Origin of the sequence: Streptomyces monashensis (assembly GCF_001866665.1) — a bacterium.
Lineage (GTDB): Bacteria > Actinomycetota > Actinomycetes > Streptomycetales > Streptomycetaceae > Streptomyces > Streptomyces monashensis.
Genome location: NZ_MLYO01000091.1, coordinates 28,208 through 47,899, shown reverse-complemented (window position 1 = coordinate 47,899; position 19,692 = coordinate 28,208). Strand labels below are relative to the sequence as shown.

Annotated in this window: 19 protein-coding genes; 10 read left to right on the top strand and 9 right to left on the bottom strand. The window is 73.4% G+C overall.

Going from position 1 to position 19,692, the window contains the following annotated elements; all coding sequences use genetic code 11:
• Positions 1–750 carry an SLATT domain-containing protein gene (locus tag BIV23_RS41095; RefSeq protein WP_071386107.1) on the bottom strand — a complete coding sequence of 250 codons (750 nt, stop codon included), beginning with the start codon at positions 748–750 and terminating at the stop codon, positions 1–3.
• A 287-nt stretch (positions 751–1,037) separates the two neighbouring features.
• Here BIV23_RS41095 and BIV23_RS41090 point away from each other — a divergent pair, with 287 nt between their 5' ends.
• The 3 genes from BIV23_RS41090 to BIV23_RS41080 are packed head-to-tail and all read left to right on the top strand — an operon-like array spanning position 1,038 to position 2,688.
• On the top strand, positions 1,038–1,382 hold the full coding sequence (locus tag BIV23_RS41090; RefSeq protein ID WP_071386106.1) for a YbaB/EbfC family nucleoid-associated protein: 345 nt from the start codon (positions 1,038–1,040) through the stop codon (positions 1,380–1,382).
• 51 nt (positions 1,383–1,433) lie between these two features.
• Positions 1,434–2,033 carry a recombination mediator RecR gene (gene recR / locus BIV23_RS41085; protein ID WP_031164801.1) on the top strand — a complete coding sequence of 200 codons (600 nt, stop codon included), beginning with the start codon at positions 1,434–1,436 and terminating at the stop codon, positions 2,031–2,033.
• Positions 2,026–2,688 carry a DUF5063 domain-containing protein gene (locus BIV23_RS41080; protein ID WP_071386105.1) on the top strand — a complete coding sequence of 221 codons (663 nt, stop codon included), beginning with the start codon at positions 2,026–2,028 and terminating at the stop codon, positions 2,686–2,688. Before recR ends, BIV23_RS41080 begins: the two co-directional genes overlap by 8 nt.
• Positions 2,689–2,954: 266 nt before the next feature.
• Here BIV23_RS41080 and BIV23_RS41075 read toward each other — a convergent pair whose 3' ends face one another.
• Complete coding sequence (locus tag BIV23_RS41075) at positions 2,955–3,683, bottom strand: sulfite exporter TauE/SafE family protein (protein WP_107471423.1); 729 nt, start codon at positions 3,681–3,683, stop codon at positions 2,955–2,957.
• Positions 3,684–3,894: 211 nt separating this feature from the next.
• Between BIV23_RS41075 and BIV23_RS41070 the strand changes: the two genes are divergently transcribed.
• The 4 genes from BIV23_RS41070 (at position 3,895) to BIV23_RS41055 (ending at position 8,429) form a co-directional block, all read left to right on the top strand.
• The gene (locus tag BIV23_RS41070; RefSeq protein ID WP_071386104.1) at positions 3,895–5,172 is read left to right on the top strand and encodes an aspartate kinase; all 1,278 of its coding nucleotides are present in this window, start codon (positions 3,895–3,897) and stop codon (positions 5,170–5,172) included.
• Positions 5,172–6,233: an aspartate-semialdehyde dehydrogenase gene (locus tag BIV23_RS41065; RefSeq protein ID WP_071386103.1), complete on the top strand. Its 1,062-nt coding sequence runs from the start codon at positions 5,172–5,174 to the stop codon at positions 6,231–6,233. Before BIV23_RS41070 ends, BIV23_RS41065 begins: the two co-directional genes overlap by 1 nt.
• A gap of 335 nt (positions 6,234–6,568) precedes the next feature.
• Complete coding sequence (locus BIV23_RS41060) at positions 6,569–7,249, top strand: SigE family RNA polymerase sigma factor (RefSeq protein WP_079173737.1); 681 nt, start codon at positions 6,569–6,571, stop codon at positions 7,247–7,249.
• 70 nt (positions 7,250–7,319) lie between these two features.
• A complete protein-coding gene (locus BIV23_RS41055) occupies positions 7,320–8,429 on the top strand; it encodes a hypothetical protein (RefSeq protein WP_071386102.1) in 1,110 nt (369 codons plus the stop codon).
• 15 nt (positions 8,430–8,444) lie between these two features.
• Here the strand turns inward: BIV23_RS41055 and BIV23_RS41050 are convergent, their stop codons facing one another.
• The gene (locus tag BIV23_RS41050) at positions 8,445–9,245 is read right to left on the bottom strand and encodes an SURF1 family protein (protein WP_177240225.1); all 801 of its coding nucleotides are present in this window, start codon (positions 9,243–9,245) and stop codon (positions 8,445–8,447) included.
• A 244-nt stretch (positions 9,246–9,489) separates the two neighbouring features.
• Between BIV23_RS41050 and BIV23_RS41045 the strand changes: the two genes are divergently transcribed.
• Positions 9,490–11,289 (top strand): S9 family peptidase, encoded by a 1,800-nt coding sequence (locus tag BIV23_RS41045; protein ID WP_107471422.1) that lies wholly within the window; start codon positions 9,490–9,492, stop codon positions 11,287–11,289.
• A gap of 12 nt (positions 11,290–11,301) precedes the next feature.
• On the opposite strand, the gene BIV23_RS41040 is transcribed toward BIV23_RS41045, so the two are convergent.
• Positions 11,302–13,164: an NAD-binding protein gene (locus BIV23_RS41040; RefSeq protein ID WP_071386099.1), complete on the bottom strand. Its 1,863-nt coding sequence runs from the start codon at positions 13,162–13,164 to the stop codon at positions 11,302–11,304.
• A gap of 180 nt (positions 13,165–13,344) precedes the next feature.
• Here BIV23_RS41040 and BIV23_RS41035 point away from each other — a divergent pair, with 180 nt between their 5' ends.
• Both BIV23_RS41035 and BIV23_RS41030 read left to right on the top strand, forming a co-directional pair.
• Entirely contained in the window at positions 13,345–14,364 is a 1,020-nt protein-coding gene (locus BIV23_RS41035; RefSeq protein ID WP_071386098.1) for a permease, read from the top strand.
• On the top strand, positions 14,361–15,221 hold the full coding sequence (locus BIV23_RS41030) for a TIGR03943 family putative permease subunit (protein ID WP_071386097.1): 861 nt from the start codon (positions 14,361–14,363) through the stop codon (positions 15,219–15,221). The genes BIV23_RS41035 and BIV23_RS41030 overlap by 4 nt, the downstream gene beginning before the upstream one ends.
• 21 nt (positions 15,222–15,242) lie before the next feature.
• Here BIV23_RS41030 and BIV23_RS41025 read toward each other — a convergent pair whose 3' ends face one another.
• From BIV23_RS41025 to BIV23_RS41010, 5 genes are all read right to left on the bottom strand, one after another.
• Positions 15,243–17,285, bottom strand: coding sequence for an NAD(+) synthase (locus BIV23_RS41025; RefSeq protein ID WP_071386096.1), 2,043 nt, complete (start codon positions 17,283–17,285; stop codon positions 15,243–15,245).
• A gap of 76 nt (positions 17,286–17,361) precedes the next feature.
• Positions 17,362–17,880 carry a hypothetical protein gene (locus BIV23_RS41020; RefSeq protein WP_071386095.1) on the bottom strand — a complete coding sequence of 173 codons (519 nt, stop codon included), beginning with the start codon at positions 17,878–17,880 and terminating at the stop codon, positions 17,362–17,364.
• An 86-nt stretch (positions 17,881–17,966) separates the two neighbouring features.
• Positions 17,967–18,455: a GNAT family N-acetyltransferase gene (locus tag BIV23_RS52845; protein WP_245790897.1), complete on the bottom strand. Its 489-nt coding sequence runs from the start codon at positions 18,453–18,455 to the stop codon at positions 17,967–17,969.
• A gap of 144 nt (positions 18,456–18,599) precedes the next feature.
• Positions 18,600–18,758, bottom strand: coding sequence for a hypothetical protein (locus BIV23_RS52840; protein ID WP_245790896.1), 159 nt, complete (start codon positions 18,756–18,758; stop codon positions 18,600–18,602).
• Between the two features lie 51 nt (positions 18,759–18,809).
• Positions 18,810–19,619: an SDR family NAD(P)-dependent oxidoreductase gene (locus BIV23_RS41010; protein ID WP_071386094.1), complete on the bottom strand. Its 810-nt coding sequence runs from the start codon at positions 19,617–19,619 to the stop codon at positions 18,810–18,812.
• Positions 19,620–19,692 lie beyond the last annotated feature (73 nt).

Here is a 19,692-nt window from a genome sequence, read left to right as displayed (position 1 = left end):
TCATCGTGGTTCCGGGGGGCGCTGCCTGGGCATGTTCGGGCGCGAGCCGTTCGCCGGGGGCAGGGGGAAGCGGCCTCCGGCGGCTCCCGGCTCCGTCCTCGGCGGTGCCGACACCGCCGTCTGGATGCCCAGCGGCGCGGACCCGGTGCGGAACTCGACCATCCAGTCGGTCGTCTCCGTGCGCACCAGCTCGGTGACGTCCTCCGAGAACCGGCGCAGCACGCCCAGACACCGCTCGGCCGCCTCGCCCGCCGTGCCCTCCGCCGGGCCCAGCACCTCCCGGATGCTCTCGGAGGCCCAGTCGAACTGGAACGCCTGGAGCCGACGCGCGACCGCCTGTGCCGTGGCGACGTCCCGCATCCAGCCGGAGGTCACGCCGAAGTACCGGTCGATGCCGACGCACGCGACCGCGAGGAGCAGCGCCAGGCAGCCCCAGGGGGCCACCCCGTGCGCCACCCCGGTCAGATCCAGCAGCGGCAGGGCCGCGCCGGCCGCCACGCCCGCCGCCGCGCCGCCCCGCAGCAGGCGCGCACCCCGCCGCTTCCACACCCGGTCGCGCAGATACCAGGACGCCGTCCGCAGGGCCCCGCACTCCGCCCACCGGTACAGCTCGTCCAGCCGCTCGGCGGGCTCGCCCCAGTCCCCGAGCGGAAAGGGCCGCCCGGTCAGGTCGCCCGGCCGCAGCCCGGCCGAGCCCTCGCCCCGCCCGTCCTGAGGCGGACGCTCGGGCTGCATCTCCGGCTGACCCACCCGGCACTCCCTACTGACCCTACTGACCACGGTTGATTACATTGCGTGACAATTCCTGCCGATCTCTGCCGACGCGCGGCACCCTTCCTACCGCCCAATGGGTGGCGAAGAGGGGCCTTTCCCAGGTTTTCCGCCCGGAAGAGGGCCTTGATCAGGTATAGGGCTGCTGGGGTTCTCACTCGAAAGAGTGGCGGGGCGGGGGCGGTGTGGACCACGTAGGCTCATGCTCAGCGGAGAAATCCGAGAAGGCGGCGGAGAAATCCGAGAAGAGCGCAGAGGAGCTGATCGTGATCCCCGGTGGTGGCCAGCCCAACATGCAGCAGTTGCTCCAGCAGGCCCAGAAGATGCAGCAGGACCTGCAGCGGGCGCAGGAGGAACTGGCGAACACGGAGGTCGACGGGCAGGCGGGCGGCGGTCTGGTGCGGGCCACCGTGACCGGCGCGGGCGAGCTGCGCGCGCTGAAGATCGACCCGAAGGCGGTGGACCCGGACGACACCGAGACCCTCGCCGACCTGGTCGTGGCGGCCGTGCACGCGGCCAACGAGAACGCGCAGTCGCTCCAGCAGCAGAAGCTCGGCCCGCTGGCCCAGGGGCTCGGCGGCGGCACGGGCATCCCCGGTCTGCCGTTCTGAGCCCGGGCCAACTACGGTACGTACCGAAAGGTCTCCAGGAAGGGCGGTCCGGTGTACGAAGGCGTGGTCCAGGACCTCATCGACGAGCTGGGGCGGCTGCCCGGCGTCGGTCCCAAGAGCGCGCAGCGGATCGCCTTCCACATCCTCCAGGCGGAGCCGACGGACGTGAAGCGCCTCGCCCAGGCCCTGCTGGAGGTGAAGGCGAAGGTCCGCTTCTGCGCGACCTGCGGCAACGTGGCACAGGAGGAGCTGTGCAACATCTGCCGTGACCCGCGCCGCGACCCGTCGGTCATCTGCGTGGTGGAGGAGCCGAAGGACGTCGTGGCCATCGAGCGCACCCGCGAGTTCCGCGGGCGCTACCACGTGCTCGGCGGCGCGATCAGCCCGATCGAGGGTGTGGGCCCCGACGACCTGCGTATACGAGAACTTCTCGCGCGGTTGGCCGACGGGACGGTCACGGAACTGATCCTGGCGACGGACCCGAATCTCGAGGGCGAGGCCACCGCGACCTACCTCGCCCGGATGATCAAGCCCATGGGCCTGAAGGTCACCCGCCTGGCCAGCGGCCTCCCGGTGGGTGGCGACCTGGAATACGCGGACGAGGTGACCCTCGGCCGCGCCTTCGAGGGGAGACGACTCCTAGATGTCTGACGCCACACTGCACGACTCGACGCAGAACCCGGACGACTTCGTGGTCCAGATCGCGGACCAGGTCGAGAGCTTCCTGGTGGCCGTCACAGAGGTGGCGAGAGGCGACGAGCCCGGTTCGACCGTGCCCTTCCTCCTCCTGGAGGTCTCCCAACTGCTGCTGGCCGGCGGCCGCCTGGGCGCGCACGAGGACATCGTCCCCGAGGAGCGCTACGAGCCCGACCTGGGTCCGGAGCCGGACGTGGACGAACTCCGGGAGAACCTGGCCCGCCTGCTGGAGCCGGTGGACGTGTACTCGGAGGTCTTCGACCCCTACGAGCCCCGCAGGCCCGCGGTCCCGGCCCGCATCTCCGACGACATCGCCGACCTCATCACCGACCTGCGCCACGGCATGGCCCACTACCGCGCGGGCCGCACCACCGAGGCCCTGTGGTGGTGGCAGTTCTCCTACTTCTCCAACTGGGGCCCCACGGCCTCCTCCGTCCTGCGCGCCCTCCAGTCGGTCCTCATCCACGTCCGCCTCAACCAGCCCCTGGAAGAGCTCGACGGCCTGGACACCGACCAGGCCACCATGGGCGACGAGACCCTAGAGTTCGAGGCGGGCCGGGTCATGGCGGAGGAGATCGGGGCTCCGCTGGGGATCCGCCGGGGGACGTAGCGCCCGCGGACCGGCTCCGGCCGGCAGCCCGGGAACCAGGAGTCCAGGGACTGGCCGTCAGCCGTGAGCCGATCCCCGTACCTGCTCCGGCACGACAGCGCCGTACCGGATCGCAGGGTGCGGCATGCCGACAGGGAGCCGGGGCCGGCCAGGATCACCCGGGGGTCGTCCCGGACCACTTCGTGGCCGTGTGCCCGCAGGGCCCCGGCCGGCCGGGGCGCCGTCGTCCCGTCGTCCTCCACCAGGAGTACGCCACGCCCCGCACCCTAACCGCCGGGCCACACTCCCCACAGGCCCTTGGCCATGGTCGTGGCGCCGCCCGCCAGGGCCAGCAGGAGGACCAGGTGGCGGGCCCGGTGCTCGGGGATGCGGGGGGAGAGGACGGCTCCGGTCAGGGCGCCCAGGGTCATCGCCGCGGCCGTCACGAGCCACTGGGACGCGGTCAGGCGCGGGGCGCCGTTCGCGGCGATCGAGAACGCGTTGACCGCCACGCCGTAGAACTGGGCGTTGGGGACGAACTCCCGTACCGTCCAGCCCGCGTTGAGGGCGTAGAGGGACACCGGGGGGCCGCCCACGCCCGCCGCCGCGTTCATGAAGCCGCCCACGGCGCCGGCCGTCACCGCCCCCGTGCCGCCGCGCAGGGCCGGGACCCGTGCGCCGCACATCACCAGCAGGACGGCCGCCGTGACCAGGGTGCCCATCACCAACAGCAGGACGGGGTGCGGGAGTCGGCGGGTCAGCCAGGCGCCCGCCGGGACCGTGCAGGCCGCCGCGAGGCAGAGCGGGACCATGGCCGTGAGGCGGACGCGGCGCCGGCCGCCCGCCAGGCCGGCCACGCTGATCGCGCCGGCGGCGCAGTTCGCGAGGACCACCCCCTGGGCGGGGCCGAGCAGCAGCACCAGCGCCGGTACGGCGACGAGGGCGAAGCCCATGCCGGTCAGCCACTGGACACAGCCGCCGAGCAGGACGATCGCCGCGAGCAGGAGCTCCGTCATGCCGCACCCCCTGTGCTCCCCTCGGCAACCCCTGTGGTTGAAAGGTAATGCGGTTACGGCTGTGACGCGGGGCACTTTTCCGCGTGGCCCGGCGGAGTCTGGGCAGATGCGGAACACGGACGTCCGACGTCTCACCATGCGGGAGCAGGGCGGTGGAATTCGGGCGCTCGTTAGACTGAGCCGACACAAACGAACCGAGCGAGGAGCGCACGTGGGCCTTGTCGTGCAGAAGTACGGAGGCTCCTCCGTAGCCGATGCCGAGGGCATCAAGCGCGTCGCCAAGCGGATCGTGGAAGCGAAGAAGAACGGCAACCAGGTTGTCGTCGTCGTTTCCGCGATGGGCGACACGACGGACGAGCTGATCGATCTCGCCGAGCAGGTTTCTCCGATGCCTGCCGGGCGTGAGTTCGACATGCTGCTGACCGCCGGAGAGCGGATCTCCATGGCCCTGCTGGCGATGGCGATCAAAAACCTGGGCCACGAGGCCCAGTCCTTCACCGGCAGCCAGGCAGGTGTCATCACCGACTCGGTCCACAACAAAGCCCGGATCATCGATGTCACGCCGGGCCGGATCCGCGACTCGCTGGACAAGGGCAACATCGCGATCGTCGCCGGTTTCCAGGGCGTCAGCCAGGACAAGAAGGACATCACCACGCTGGGGCGTGGCGGGTCCGACACGACGGCCGTGGCGCTGGCCGCCGCGCTCGACGCCGAGGTCTGTGAGATCTACACCGACGTCGACGGCGTGTTCACCGCCGACCCGCGTGTGGTGAAGAAGGCGAAGAAGATCGACTGGATCTCCTTCGAGGACATGCTGGAGCTCGCCGCCTCCGGGTCCAAGGTGCTGCTCCACCGCTGTGTGGAGTACGCCCGCCGTTACAACATCCCGATCCACGTCCGGTCCAGCTTCAGCGGACTTCAGGGCACGTGGGTCAGCAGCGAGCCGATCGAGCAAGGGGACAAGAAGGTGGAGCAGGCCATCATCTCCGGTGTCGCACACGACACCTCCGAGGCCAAGATCACGGTCGTCGGTGTGCCGGACAAGCCGGGTGAGGCCGCCGCGATCTTCCGGACCATCGCCGATGCCGAGATCAACATCGACATGGTCGTGCAGAACGTGTCCGCCGCCGCGACCGGCCTGACGGACATCTCCTTCACGCTGCCGAAGACCGAGGGCCGCAGGGCCATCGACGCGCTGGAGAAGAACCGGCCGGGCATCGGCTTCGACTCGCTGCGCTACGACGACCAGATCGGGAAGATCTCGCTGGTCGGCGCCGGGATGAAGACCAACCCGGGGGTCACGGCCTCGTTCTTCGAGGCGCTCAGCGACGCCGGGGTCAACATCGAGCTGATCTCGACCTCCGAGATCCGCATCTCGGTCGTCACGCGCGCCGACGACGTGCCGGAGGCCGTGCGCGCCGTGCACTCCGCCTTCGGGCTCGACTCCGACACCGACGAGGCCGTCGTCTACGGAGGCACGGGCCGGTAATGGCACCGACCGGCAGGCCGACGCTCGCGGTCGTGGGAGCGACCGGGGCCGTCGGCGCGGTCATGCTCCAGATCCTGTCCCAGCGGGCGGACATCTGGGGCGAGATCCGCCTGATCGCCTCCCCGCGCTCGGTCGGCCGCAAGCTGGCCGTGCGCGGGGCGGAGGTCGAGGTGGTGGGCCTGAGCGAAGAGGCCTTCGACGGGGTCGACATCGCCCTGTTCGACGTGCCGGACGAGGTCGCCGCCGCGTGGGCGCCGATCGCCGTCGCGCGCGGTGCGGTCGTCGTCGACAACTCGGCGGCCTTCCGGCTCGACCCCGAGGTGCCGCTCGTGGTGCCCGAGGTCAACCCGCACGCCGTACGGATGCGGCCGCGCGGGATCGTCGCCAACCCCAACTGCACCACGCTGACGATGATCGTCGCCCTGGGCGCGCTGCACGCCGAGTTCGGGCTGCGCGAGCTGGTGGTGTCGTCGTACCAGGCGGTGAGCGGGGCCGGGCAGGCCGGGGTGGACACGCTGCGGGCCCAGATGTCCCTGGTGGCCGGCACCGAGCTGGGGACGAAACCCGGTGACGTGCGGCGGGCCGTCGGCGAGCAGACCGGGCCGTTCCCGGAGCCGGTCGCGCTGAACGTCGTGCCGTGGGCCGGGTCGCTGCGCGAGGACGGCTGGTCCTCGGAGGAGATGAAGGTCCGCGACGAGGCCCGCAAGATCCTCGGGCTGCCGCAGCTGCCGGTCGCCGTGACCTGTGTCCGGGTGCCGGTCGTCACCACCCACTCGCTGACCGTCCACGCCCGGTTCCAGGGCGAGGTCACCGTCGACGGCGCCCGCGAGATCCTCGCGACCGCGCCGGGGGTCGTCCTCTACGACGATCCGGAAGCCGGTGAGTTCCCGACCCCGGCCGACGTCGTCGGCACCGATCCGACCTGGGTCGGGCGGGTGCGGCGCGCCCTGGACGACCCGACCGCGCTGGAGCTGTTCGTCTGCGGCGACAACCTCCGCAAGGGCGCCGCGCTGAACACCGCGCAGATCGCCGAACTGGTGGCCGCGGAGAGAACGGCGTAGGGATTCGGCCACCGTGTCCGGAAGACGGCAAGAGGTTTATAGGATCCGCGTAAGAAGTGTGGCCGGAAGCATGGTCCGAACCACTTGATCCACTGGATCGCGGCGACAGAGGATTTCCCTCCCCGCCCCCGCAACCGTGCGCGGGGCGGGGAGCGTCTTTGCGGTCACTCTTCGGGCGCGGGGACGCCGTGAGCGGACCGGGCGTGGGGACGCCTGGTCCACATCGGACATAGGGGAAGAGCGGGACGCATGACGGCTCTCGAAGCACCGTCGGTTGTCGCATATGTGGCGCCCGGCACGTACAACCCTGGCGGGGGGAGACGCGTCCAACAGGCGTGGCAGAGGTACTCGAACTCAGCGCGGCCCGCGGCACCGCGGCACTCCGGCCGCCCCGTGCGGCGCTCCGGCCCCGCACGCCCGGCGGCATGCCGGTGATCGCGCCCATGCCCGCCGCGCGGCCCGCCCGCATACCGAGTCAGCGAGACGAAGCCGGAGCCGAGGAGGCCGCGGCGGACGCGGTCGCCGGGACCACCGTCGACCACCTCACCGAGACCTACCGCGCCCACTACCGCTCGCTGCTGGGCCTGGCCGCGCTGCTCCTCGACGACACCGCCTCCTGCGAGGACGTCGTACAGGAGGCCTTCATCCGCGTGCACTCCGCCCGCAAACGCGTGCGCGACCCGGAGAAGACCCTCGCCTACCTGCGCCAGACGGTCGTCAACCTCTCCCGCTCCACGCTGCGCCGGCGCATCCTCGGCCTGAAGCTGCTCTCCAAGCCGATGCCCGACATGGCCAGCGCGGAGGAGGGCGCCTACGACCAGCTGGAGCGCCGCGACCTCATCAAGGCGATGAAGGGCCTCCAGCGCCGCCAGCGCGAGGTCCTGGTGCTGCGCTACTTCGCGGACATGACCGAGGCGCAGGTCGCCGAGAGCCTCGGGATCTCCCTGGGCTCGGTGAAGGCGTACGGTTCGCGGGGCATCGCCGCGCTGCGGGTGGCCATGGAGGCACCGGCATGAGCGAGCGAGGGCCGGCATGAGGCGGTACGACGAGGACGAGCACAAGCAATCGCACGCTGGGAACGGAACTGTGAACCACGGCCCCGACGAGAAGAACGCCGAGGGGCTCGGCCCGGATCCGGACGGGCTCGGAGCGGAGCTCGGCGGCCTCGGCGACGACGAGCTCGCGCTGCGGCGCATGCTGCACTCCGTCGTCGACGACATCGAGCCGCGGTCCGGTGCGCTGGAGCACCTGCGGCGCGCGGTGCCGGCCCGGCGGGCCCGCAAGCGGCAGGCCGTCGTCGGGATGGCCGCCGCGGCCCTGTTCTTCGGCACCGCGATCCCGGCCCTCGTGCACGTCTCGGAATCCGGCGGCTCCCACCCCGACACCGCCATGGCCGGCCAGTCCTCCCAGGCCCAGGGCGGCACCGGGCAGGACCGGGCGCAGGGCGGCGACACCGGCGGGGCGAAGGACGGGGGCGGCGCGAGCGCCAGGCCCGGCAGGCAGCCCGGCAGGACCGGCGAGAAGGGCAGGGGCGGCGGCGCCGCCACCGGCTCCGCGGGCGCCGACCCGAGTGCCACGCTCTCCTCGAGCGGCGTACCGGTGTGCAAGGCCGCGCAGCTGGGCTCCGCGACCGGCAGCGCCGCCGCGCCCGACACCGCGGGCGTCGTCTACGGCACGTTCCAGGTCACCAACACCTCCTCCGCCGCCTGCACCGTCGGCGGCGCGGGCAAGGTCACGCCCACCGCCCAGGGCGCGGCCGACCCGGCGAGGATCACCACCGCCCGGCACGTGGCCGGGGACGCGGCGACCGGGCTGCCCGACCCGGCGCTGGAGGTCTCCGGGCTGGTGCTGCGGCCCGGTGCGGCGTACGAGGAGAAGTTCGCCTTCGTGCCCTCGCAGACCTGTCCCACCTCCGGCGGCTCCACCACCACGGGCGGCTCCACCACCGGCTCCACCGGCGGCCCGTCGCCGGACCCGAGCCCCACCCCGGAGGCGGGCGCGTCCGGCACCACGGGCTCGGGCTCGGGCGGTACGACGTCGGGCACGACGACCCAGCTGGGCACGGAGCAAGGCCTGGCCCAGGGCAGTGTCGTGGTCACGCACACCGCCCAGGGCGGCTCGCCGACGGCCTCGGCGACGGTGCCGCAGGCGTGCGCGGGGACCGTGTACTACACCGGGGTGCTGGCGGCGTCGTGACCCCGGCGGCGCCTCCTACGGAGCGCTCACCGGTGCCGGAGCCGTGTCCTGCGGCTCCTCCGGCACCAGGCCCAGCGCGGCGTCCCGTACCGCCTCCGCCTCGCGCCGCAGCAGGCGGAACCACATGAAGACCACGAAGCCCGCGAAGACGAACCACTCGCCGGTGTAGCCGAGGTTCTGGAAGGCCTTCAGGTCCAGGCCGCTGCCCGCCGGGGCGGTCGCGGGGACGGGCTTCATGCCGGAGTCGGCCGTGTCGAGGGTGATCCAGGCGTCGTACAGCTTGTACGGCACCAGGTTGACCAGCGACGCCGAGCTGATCGCCGCCGTCTGGCCCGACGGGAGTCCGCCGGCCGCGCTGACCCCGTTGTCGCCGGGCGTCTCGGAGGCCTGCAGCGCGCCGGTGACGGTGACCTCACCGGCCGGCGGGGCCGGGGCCTTCGCCGCGTCCGCCGTGCCCGGCAGCCAGCCCCGTACGACCGGCAGGGCCTTGCCGGAGTCGGTGCGCAGCAGCGTGAGGACGTAGAAGCCGTTCCTGTCGTCGAGCTGCCGGCCGGGCACCAGCAGCTGGGTGCCGTACCGCCCGTGCGCGCTGACCCGGCGGCCGGAGGTCGCCTGGTCCACGGGCAGCATCGTGTCCAGCGGCTTCGCGGTCTCCCGCTGGTCGGAGGCGGCCTGCTTGGTCGCGGTGCGGCTGTCGTGCACCCGCCCCTCGAACCGGCTCAGCTGCCACGACCCCATGAAGATGCAGAACGGGATGGCGAGCAGCACGAAGACGTTGATGCCCCACCAGCGGGGTGTCAGCAGAAAGCGGTACACGCCCTCCACGGTACGGCGCCCCCGCCCGGCGCCCGCCCGCGGGGCGCCCGTTAGCCCTTGACGACTGCCTGAGGGGCGTGGGGGGATCCCCCGTCCCACATGGCACGTTTGTCCGCCCGCCGGTTCGACGGGACGGACAGCGAAGGGCGCTGTGCGGTCATGAGCCGAAAGTTGTCCACAGGCTGCGGACACTCGCCACACAATTGTCCGCGCGGCCAGGCAGTATGGGCGCATGACTGGGGCGATGAGCGAGAGCAACACGCAGGACCTGCCGGACTGGGAGAAGCGCTTCCGGGCGCCGCGGGTGTCGCTGCCCGACTGGGCGGAGGACGCGCCGGACCGCTCCCTGTTCGTGTCGAACGCGACGGGGACGTACGAGCTGTATGCCTGGGACCGCGCGACGGGCGAGCAGCGCCAGGCGACGGACCGGCCGAACGGCACGACGGACGGCGTGCTCTCCCCGGACGGCACCTGGATCTGGTGGTTCGACGACAAGGACGGCGACGAGTTCGGCGTCTGGCGCCGTCAGCCCTTCGCGGGCGGCGCGGCCGAGCCGGCGGTCCCCGGCCTCGCCCCCTCCTACCCGGCCGGGCTGGCCCTCGCCCGCGACGGGCGCACGGCGGTGGTCGGCCGCTCCACGGACGAGGACGGTACGACGATCCACCTCGCCCGCGCCGGCGAGGCCACGGCCGAGATCTACCGCCACCGCGAGTCGGCGGGCGTCGGCGACCTCTCGCACGACGGCTCCCTGATCGCCGTCGAGCACACCGAGCACGGCGACGCCATGCACGCGGCGCTGCGCGTGCTGCGCCCGGACGGCACGACGGTCGCCGAGCTGGACGACACCAAGGGCGGCACCGAGGAGCTGGGCCTGGAGGTGCTCGGCTTCGCCCCGGTCGACGGCGACACCCGGCTGCTCATCGGCCATCAGCGCCGGGGCCGCTGGGAGCCCATGGTGTGGGACGTGGCGACGGGCGAGGAGACCGACCTCGCCCTGGAGCTGCCGGGCGACGTCAGCGCCGAGTGGTACCCGGACGGCTCGGCCCTGCTTGTCGCGCACGGCTTCGAGGCCCGCAGCGAGCTGTTCCGCCTCGACCTGGCGAGCCGCGAGCTGACCCGCATCCCCACCCCGCCCGGCACGGTGTCGGGCGCCACGGCCCGCCCCGACGGCAGCGTGGAGTACCTGTGGTCGTCGGCCCAGGAGCCGCCGGCCGTGCGCTCCACGTCCGGCGGGGTCGTCCTGGACCCGCCCGGCCTGCGGTGCCCGCCGTCGGTGGCGGTGGAGGACGCCTGGGTGGAGGGCCCCGGCGGCCGTATCCACGCCCTGATCCAGAAGCCCGCGGGCGCCACCGGCCCGCTGCCCACGGTCTTCGACCTGCACGGCGGTCCGACCTGGCACGACAGCGACTCCTTCGCCGCGGGCCCGGCCGCCTGGGTCGACGAGGGGTACGCGGTGGTCCGGGTCAACTACCGCGGCTCCACAGGATACGGCCGTGCCTGGACCGACGCCCTCAAGCACCGGGTCGGCCTGATCGAGCTGGAGGACGTGGCGGCGGTCCGCGACTGGGCGGTCTCCTCCGGTCTCGCCGACCCCGAGCGCCTGGTCCTCACCGGCGGCTCCTGGGGCGGCTATCTCACCCTGCTCGGCATCGGCACCCAGCCCGACGCCTGGACGGTGGGCATCGCGGTCGTGCCCGTCGCGGACTACGTCACCGCGTACCACGACGAGATGGAGGCACTGAAGGCCATGGACCGCACCCTGCTGGGCGGCACCCCGGAGGAGGTCCCGGAGCGCTTCGAGGCGTCCTCCCCGCTGACGTACGTCGACGCGGTCAAGGCCCCGGTCTACATCTCGGCCGGTGTCAACGACCCCCGCTGCCCGATCCGCCAGATCGACAACTACGTCAAGCGCCTGGACGCCCGCGGCGCCACCCACGAGGTCTACCGCTACGACGCCGGCCACGGCTCCCTGGTCGTGGACGAGCGCATCAAGCAGGTCCGGCTGGAGATGGACTTCGCGGCGCGGCACCTGCCCAGGGCGTAACCCCCATACGGGTCAGCGCAGTTCCGCGAGGCCTCTGCGGGTGGCCGCGACGACGACGCGGTCCCCCTTCTCCAGCACATGGTCCGGGGCCGTGTCGGTGCGGCCCTCCAGGGCCAGGGCCCGCCAGGAGCCGGCCCGGAAGGCCTCGCGGACGGTGCGGCCCTCCAGCTGGGGATGGCCGGCCACGTCCAGGGAGGCGAAGAGCAGGACCCGGCGGCCCACGGGGATCGCGCCCACCACCTGCCGGCCGAGCATCGCCCCGGCGAACGCGGGCGCGGCCAGGTGCGTGACGCTCCGGCTCCGGGTCAGCGCGTGCGGGTACGCGGTCCGCAGGGTGCGGTAGACGGCGGTGGCGAAGTCGTCGTCGTAGAGCCGCAGCACCACCCGCAGATCGGGCCGTACGGTGCGCGCGTACAGCACGGCCTCCAGGTTGGTGGTGTCGGCGCTGGTCACGGCGAGGAGGGCGTACGCCCGGTGGATCTTGGCGGCCTCCAGGACGCCCTCCTGGGTGACGTCGCCGAGGACCACCGGCACCCGCAGCCGGCGCGCGGTCGCGAGCCCGCGTGCCTCCGGGTCGGACTCCACGCACACGACGGGGACGTTCAGTTCGCGCAGCCGGGTCATGACCCGGGTGCCGATCTTCCCCAGCCCGAGCAGCACGACGTGCCCGCCGAGGCCGCGAGGCGGCTTGCGCAGGGCGGAGGCGGTGCGGAAGGTGCCCAGCGCTTCGAGGACGGCCGCCAGCAGCACCGGCAGCAGCAGCAACCCGACCAGCGCGGACAGGAGTTGGAGGAGCTGCCGGCCGAGGGGCGCCTTCTTGGCCGGATCGTCGATGGCGAGCAGATCGAGCAGGGTGTAGTAGAAGGCGCGCAGCGGCTGGATCCCGCTCACCAGCCACAGCGCGACGGCGAGCGCGACCACGCAGGCCACCATGCCCGCCAGCGACCACCGCAGCCGGCGTGAGAACAGCGAGGCGAGCGGCGGTACGCCGCCCACCCCGCGCCCGTTCGCCCCGCGGCTGCCGGTCGTGGCCGCCGCCGGGCCGCCCGCCGCCGACGCCTGCTCCAGCACCAGCGCCGTGCGCCCGCCGGCCCGCGCGACCTCCTCGTCGTCGGGCAGCAGCCGCGTCTCCTGCTCCCCGTTGCCGTCCGGGCCCTCCCCGCCGGACCGGTCGCCCGCCGACAGCAGGGCCAGCGTGTACAGCCCGGAGCCGGCGGGCCGCCCGTCGGCGGACAGCGGGCGTTCCACGGCCCGCAGCAGCAGGCCCTCGGTCTGGACGACCTTGCTGGTGCCCGTGACGGCGGTCGCGGCGAGCGCGGGCGCGGCGGTGTCGGCGTCCGACAGCACGGTCGTGGAGGCGTCCGTGCCGCCCTCGCTCTCGCCGTCGCCCGTCGCCAACGCGGCCGCCTGGTCGAGGAGTTCCTCGATGTGCTGGCCCAGCCGGCGGTTGTAGAGCCGCAGCACCAGGCGCAGCCGCGGGTTGAGCCGGCGGGCGGTCAGGGCGGCACGGATGTTGGTCTCGTCGTCGTCGAAGACGAGGGCGAGCGCGGCGGCCCGCTCCACCCCGGCCTCGGCGAGCACGGCCTCGCCGATGCCGACGGCTTCCAGCACCCGGGGCCCGTCCGGCCCGTCCGCGCCGCCGGGAGCGCTCGCGGCGGGCGGTGTCGTGGCCCCGGCGGCGGCACCGGCCCGGCCCACCGTCGCGCTCACCACGCGGTCGAACAGCGCCGCCGACGCCGCCCGGGCCCGCCCGACCACCGGCGGGCGGGCGGTGCGCTCGTCCGGCGGCACGACCAGGGTGACCTGCTCGCCGTAGACCCCGCGCAACTCGGCGGCCAGCCGGTGCGCGAGACCGTCGTCACCGCACACCACCATGTGCGCACGCGGGGCCCTCGGCCCGCCGCGCGGCGCACCCTGCCCGCCCTGATTCGGAACGCTCGCCACGAGGGAAAAGAGTGCCCCAAGAAGAAGAGTGGTTCCAGCAACGGTGTGAACACCTGCGCAAGCATGCGCGTACCGAGGGGGAGGGAGTACACCAGCCGGAGGTAACCGCACGTGGCCATCACCGAAGACGCCCCACCCGGTGCGGAGGCAGGCCCGGCTGACGCACCGTCGGGTCAGGAGGGCCGCCGGCTCAGCTCCCCGCTGGTCCTGGTCCTGACCCTGCTCCTCGCCGTGCTCGCCCAGTCCCCGATCCGCGGACTCCTCGGCACCCCGCTGATGCAGAGCTGGATGACGGTGTTCGTCGCGGTGACCATGCAGGCGCTGCCCTTCCTGGTGCTCGGCGTGCTGCTCTCGGCGGCGCTCGCGGTGTTCGTCCCGCCGTCCTTCTTCGCGCGCGCCCTGCCGCGCCGCGCCGCCCTCGCCGTCCCGGTGGCCGGGGTCGCGGGCGCGATCCTGCCGGGCTGCGAGTGCGCGTCGGTGCCGGTGGCGGGCGCGCTGGTGCGCCGGGGCGTCACCCCGGCCGCCGCCCTCGCCTTCCTGCTCTCCGCCCCGGCCATCAACCCGATCGTGCTGACCGCCACCGCCGTGGCCTTTCCCCGCGACCCGGAGATGGTCCTCGGCCGGTTCGCCGCGAGTCTGCTGGTGGCGTGCGTGATGGGCTGGCTGTGGCAGCGGCTGGGCCGCACCGACTGGCTGCGCCCGCCGGCCCATGGCGCGCACGAGGGCGCGACCAAGGGGGAGGCGTTCTGGAACTCGGTCCGGCACGACACCGTGCACGCGGGCGGGTTCCTGGTGCTCGGCGCGATGGCCGCCGCGACGCTGAAGGCGGTGGCCCCGGCACAGTGGCTGCGCACGGCCGCCGCCGACCCGCTGGTCGCGATCCTCGCCCTCGCCGTCCTCGCCGTACTGCTGTCCATCTGCTCGGAGGCGGACGCGTTCGTCGCGGCGTCCCTGACCCAGTTCTCCCTGACGGCCAAGCTGGTGTTCCTGGTGGTGGGCCCGATGATCGACCTCAAGCTGTTCGCGATGCAGGCCGGCACCTTCGGCCGCGGCTTCGCCCTGCGCTTCGCGCCCGCCACCTTCGCGATGGCCGTCGCGGGCGCCGTGGTGACCGGGGCGGTGCTGCTGTGAACCGCCAGTCCCAGGCCGCCGTCATGTTCCTGCTCGGCGCCGCGCTGCTGCACGCGGGCAGCACCGGTCTGTATCTGCGGTACGTCAAGGGGGGACTGCAGCCGCTGCTGCTGGCGTCGGGGGCGGTGCTGATCGTGGGGGCGCTGGCGACGGTCTGGTACGAGCGCGGGCGGCATCGCCCACGGCAGCGGACGCACGAAGGCCATCCCCACGAAGGCCATCCCCACGAAGGCCATGCCCATGAGGGTGATGCCCACGAAGGCCATGCCCATGAGGGTGATGCCCACGAAGGCCACGCCCACGAGGGCCATGCCCACGAGGGCCATGCCCACGAGGGTCATGGCCACCCCGAACCCCGGGTCTCCTGGCTCCTGTTGCTGCCTCTCCTCGCGCTCATCCTCGTCGCGCCGCCCGCCCTCGGCTCGTACAGCGCGCTGCGCTCGGGGACGGCGCTCCAGAAGCCGTACGGCCTCGGGCCGTTGCCCGGCGGCGGCGGGCCCGCCCGGTTGTCCTTGGTCGACTACGCCTCCCGCGCGGCCTACGGCGACGGCCGTTCCCTGGGCGGGCGGACGGTCCAGGTCACCGGGTTCCTCGCGCTGGACGGTTCGGGGCAGCCGTATCTGGTGCGGATGGCCCTCAACTGCTGTGCGGCGGACGCCCAGCCGGTCAAGATCGGGCTGACCGGCACGTTGCCCCCGGTGCTGAGGCCGGACGCCTGGCTGGAGGTGACCGGCTCCTACAGCCCCCGGCTGAGCCGGGACCCGGTCAACAACGGGCCGATCCCGTTCCTGAAGGTCAGCTCGGCGCAGCCGGTGCCGGCGCCGCACGACCCGTACGACGAGACGTGGAACAACTGAACGCCCGCCGACGCGACGCGCCTACGCCCCCGTCAGGTCGAAGCGCGCCAGGTCCCGCAGCCACGCCTGGGCGTTGCCGTCCGACGGGGCGCGCCAGTCGCCGCGCGGGGAGAGCGCGCCGCCGGCCGAGACCTTCGGGCCGTTCGGCATGGCGGAGCGTTTGAACTGGGAGAAGCCGAAGAAGCGGCGGACGAAGACCTCCAGCCAGCGGTGGATCTCGGGGAGGTCGTAGGCGCGGCGCTCGGCCTCGGGGAAGCCGGGCGGCCAGGCGCCGGCCTCCTGGTCGTGCCAGGCGTGCCAGGCCAGGAAGGCGATCTTCGACGGGCGGAAGCCGTAGCGCAGCACGTGCCAGAGGGTGAAGTCGTGCAGGGCGTACGGGCCGATCTTCGACTCGGTGGACTGCAACTCCTCGCCCGGCACCAGCTCGGGGCTGATCTCGGTGTCCAGGATCGCGGTGAGGATCTTGCCGGTCTCGTCGTCGAACTGGCCGCTGCTGACGACCCACCGGATCAGGTGCTGGATCAGCGTCTTCGGCACGCCGGAGTTGACGTTGTAGTGGCTCATCTGGTCGCCGACGCCGTACGTGCACCAGCCGAGCGCCAGCTCGGAGAGGTCGCCGGTGCCGAGGACGATGCCGTCGCGCTGGTTGGCCAGCCGGAACAGGTAGTCGGTGCGCAGGCCCGCCTGGACGTTCTCGAAGGTGACGTCGTAGACCGGCTCGCCGGCGGCGAAGGGGTGGCCCATCTCCTTCAGCATCAGCCGCGCGGTCGGCGTGATGTCCAGCTCGGAGGCCGTGACGCCGAGGGCGCGCATCAGCTGGTGGGCGTTGTCCCTGGTGTGGTCGCTGGTGGCGAAGCCGGGCAGGGTGAAGGCCAGGATGTCGCTGCGCGGGCGGCCGGCGCGGTCCATCGCGCGGGCGGCGACGATCAGCGCGTGCGTGGAGTCCAGGCCGCCGGAGACACCGATGACGACCTTGGGGCCGCCGATCGAGGCGAGGCGCTGCTGGAGCCCGGCGACCTGGATGTTGTAGGCCTCGTAGCAGTCCAGGGCGAGCCGCTCGGCGTCGGCGGGCACGAACGGGAAGCGCTCCAGGCGGCGGCGCAGGCCCAGGTCGGCGGTGGTGGGCGGGGCGAGCTCGAAGGACACCGTGCGGAAGTCGGCGGTGCGGGCGGCGTGGGTGCGGCGGTTGTCGTCGAAGGTGCCCGTGCGCTGGCGCTCCTGGCGCAGCAGGTCGAGGTCGACGTCGGCGACGGCGTACTGCTCACCGGCCGGGAAGCGCTCGGTCTCGGCCAGCAGCACCCCGTTCTCGTAGATCAGGGTCTGGCCGTCCCAGGACAGGTCGGTGGTGGACTCGCCGAGGCCGGCGGCCGCGTAGACGTAGGCGGCGTGGCAGCGCTCGGAGGCCGAGCGGCACAGCAGCTTGCGGTCCTCGGCGCGGCCGACGGTGATCGGGCTGCCGGAGAGGTTGAGCAGCACGGTCGCGCCGGCCAGCGCCGCCTCCGCGCTCGGCGGCACCGGGACCCACATGTCCTCGCAGATCTCCGTGTGCAGGACGAGCCCCGGGACGTCGTCGGCCGCGAAGAGCAGGTCCACGCCGAAGGGGAGGTCGGCCCCGGCCAGGCGGATCGTTCCGCCGCGCTCGTCGTCGCCCGCGGCGATCTGGCGGCGCTCGTAGAACTCGCGGTAGTTCGGCGGGTACGACTTCGGTACGACGCCGAGGATCCGGCCCCGGTGGACCAGTACCGCGCAGTTGTAGACCCGGCCGCGGTGGCGCAGCGGGGCGCCGACCACCAGCACCGGCAGCAGCTCGGCCGACCCGGCGACGACCGTGGCGAGCGCCGACTCGACCTCGTCCAGCAGGGCGTCCTGGAGCAGCAGGTCCTCGATCGCGTACCCGGACAGGCACATCTCGGGGAACACGGCGACGGCCACGCCCTCCTCGTCGCACCGGCGCGCGTGGCGCAGGACGGAGGCGGCATTGGCGGGCGCGTCGGCGATGACGGTGTGCCCGGTGCAGGCGGCGACACGCGCGAAGCCGTGCTGATAGATCGACCAGAAGCTCAACGGGACCTCTCTCACGGCTCCACGACGTTCCTGCGGGGTGCTACCAGGAAAGCCTACGGGGGCGGGGCCCGGAGGGTCAGGACAGGCCCGACGCGCGGAGTACGCCCTCGGCCGCTTCGCCGTCGATGCGGTGCCCGAGCCGGTCCAGGACGTCCGCGCCCCGGCGCAGCGTGCCGCGCTCCAGGGAGCGGCGCACGCCGGTGTCGAGTTCGTGCCAGAGCAGCGGGTTCGCCGCGAGGATCCGGGGGTCCAGTTCCAGCCGGTGACCGTGGACGTCCCGCAGGACCAGGTGGGAGGAGACGCCGTCGTACTGCCGTACGGCCGTGAGCGCGTCGGTGCGGACGACGCGCCGCCGCCAGGGGGTGCGCACCGCGAGCCAGCCGGGGCCCGCGCTCACCCGCTGCGGCAGCAGCACCACGCCCACCGCTGCCGCTAGGGCGGCCCAGAGCAGGGCGCGCGCCCCGGTCAGGGTCCCGGCGTCCCAGTCGACCAGGAAGGAGAGCGCGCCGAAGAGGAGGGCACAGCCGACCGCGAGCCGGGCACTGCCACGCCAGTGGCGGTCGCCGGCGGTCCCGGCCGCTGCGCTGCGTCGCATACCGCCGACGCTAGGCACGCCCGCGCGGCCCGGCGACCGCTGCTGACGGACTTCTGACGGGGGCGGGCCGGATCCTGACGGAATCCTTACGCGCCGCCTGCCAGGGCGCTCGGCCGGGCGGGCCGTACCGGGCTGCCCACGGCGTGGTGGACGTACTCGCGGACCAACCGGAACCCGGCGTGCCACGCCGGCAGGCGGCTGGCGCGGTTGTGCAGGGAGCAGTTCCAGGCGGGGGTGCGGCCCCGGGCGACGACGTCCGCGCACAGGGCGGTGACGCAGGACAGGCCGAGGCGCAGGCGGCGGCGGTCGGGGACGGTGTACACGGCCACGTCCTCGTGGCCGGTGCCGCGGAAGTAGGTGCAGGCCACGGCGAGGATCCGGCCGGCGCGGGTCACCGCGGCCCAGGCGTGCCCCGAGGCGGCGAGGCCGAGCGGCCCGCCCCAGCTGGCCGAGAGCCAGGAGGAGTCCGGGCCGAGGGCGTCCAGGGCACCGGTGTCGGCCGGCTCCAGGCGCCGTACGGTCACGGCGTGCGGGACGGTCGCGGGCTGCGGCCGTGCCTGGAGCGTCCAGACCATGCGCTCCCACGGGGTCAGCCGGTCGAAGGCGGCACCGAGGACGGGCAGGAACCGGTCCGGGCCCTCGATCCGGCTGCCGGCCAGCGGGGCGAGCAGCTGCGGCGTCAGCCGCCGCGGGCTGCCGCGCAGGACGACGTGCCAGGCTCAGGAGACGGTGATCGCGCGCGGCTGCACGGGCCGGTCGGCCCACCACCGGCCGACGCCGGTGGCCAGCGCGTGCTCGCCGATCGTGGCGGGACCGGGGGCACCGGTGGGGAACCAGCGCGCGAGCTCCCGTGCGTCCGGCGGCGGGATCTCGATCACCGGGGCCTCCTGAGCGTCGACGCCTCGCGCGAGTTCTCTCGGGTGCGCACTTCAGACGGTCCGGCCGACCAGCAGGTCCGCCAGCTTGTTCAGGCGCCGTACCGTGCGGTCCTCGGCGGCCGCCGGGGCCGGGTCGACGCGTTCGGCGCGGTCGTAGTAGGCGCCGTTGACGATCTCGACGGCCGGGTCGCAGAGCCGGACCACGTGCGCGGCGCCCTCGGCGGGGGTGGTGCCCTCGTGAGCGTAGAGCGGGAGCAGCGCGGTGTCGCAGACGCCCGGGTGGACGGAGACGGCGGTGACGCGCGGGTCGGCGGCGAAGACCGTGAGGGCGAGCTGCGACTGGGCGTAGGCGGCGACGCGCGAGTAGCGGCGGGCGCGGTTCGGGTCAGCCCAGCTGATGGAGGCCGTGCGGTGCAGCGAGGAGGAGACGTTCACCACCCGGCCGCCGGGGTCGCTGGTCAGCGCCGGCTCCAGCAGGCACGTGAGCAGGTAGTGGGCGAGGAAGTTGACCTGGAAGGCGATCTCGTTGCCGTCGGCGGTGACGGTGTGCCGCTCGGGAGCCGCCATGCCCGCGTTGTTGACGAGGACGTCCAGGTGCGGGTGCTCGGCGACGACCGCGCGGGCGAGGGCCCCGACCTCTTCCAGGTGGGCGAAGTCGGCGCCGTACGAACACAGTTGGGCCGGGTGGATGCCTGCCGTGGCGGCCAGCCGGTCCGCCGCCGCCCGCGCCTCGGCCGCCGTACGGCCGTGCAGCAGCACGGTGGCGCCGCGCTCGGCGAGCTGTCGTGCCGTCTCATGGCCGATGCCGGAAGTGGCGCCCGTGATCAGGACGGTTCGGGATGAAAGGGATGCCTGGGTCATGATCCTGTCCGGATGGAGGAGAGGGAGAGGAAAAGGAGCGAGGGGCGCCGGAGCCGGTCACGGCGCCCCTCGG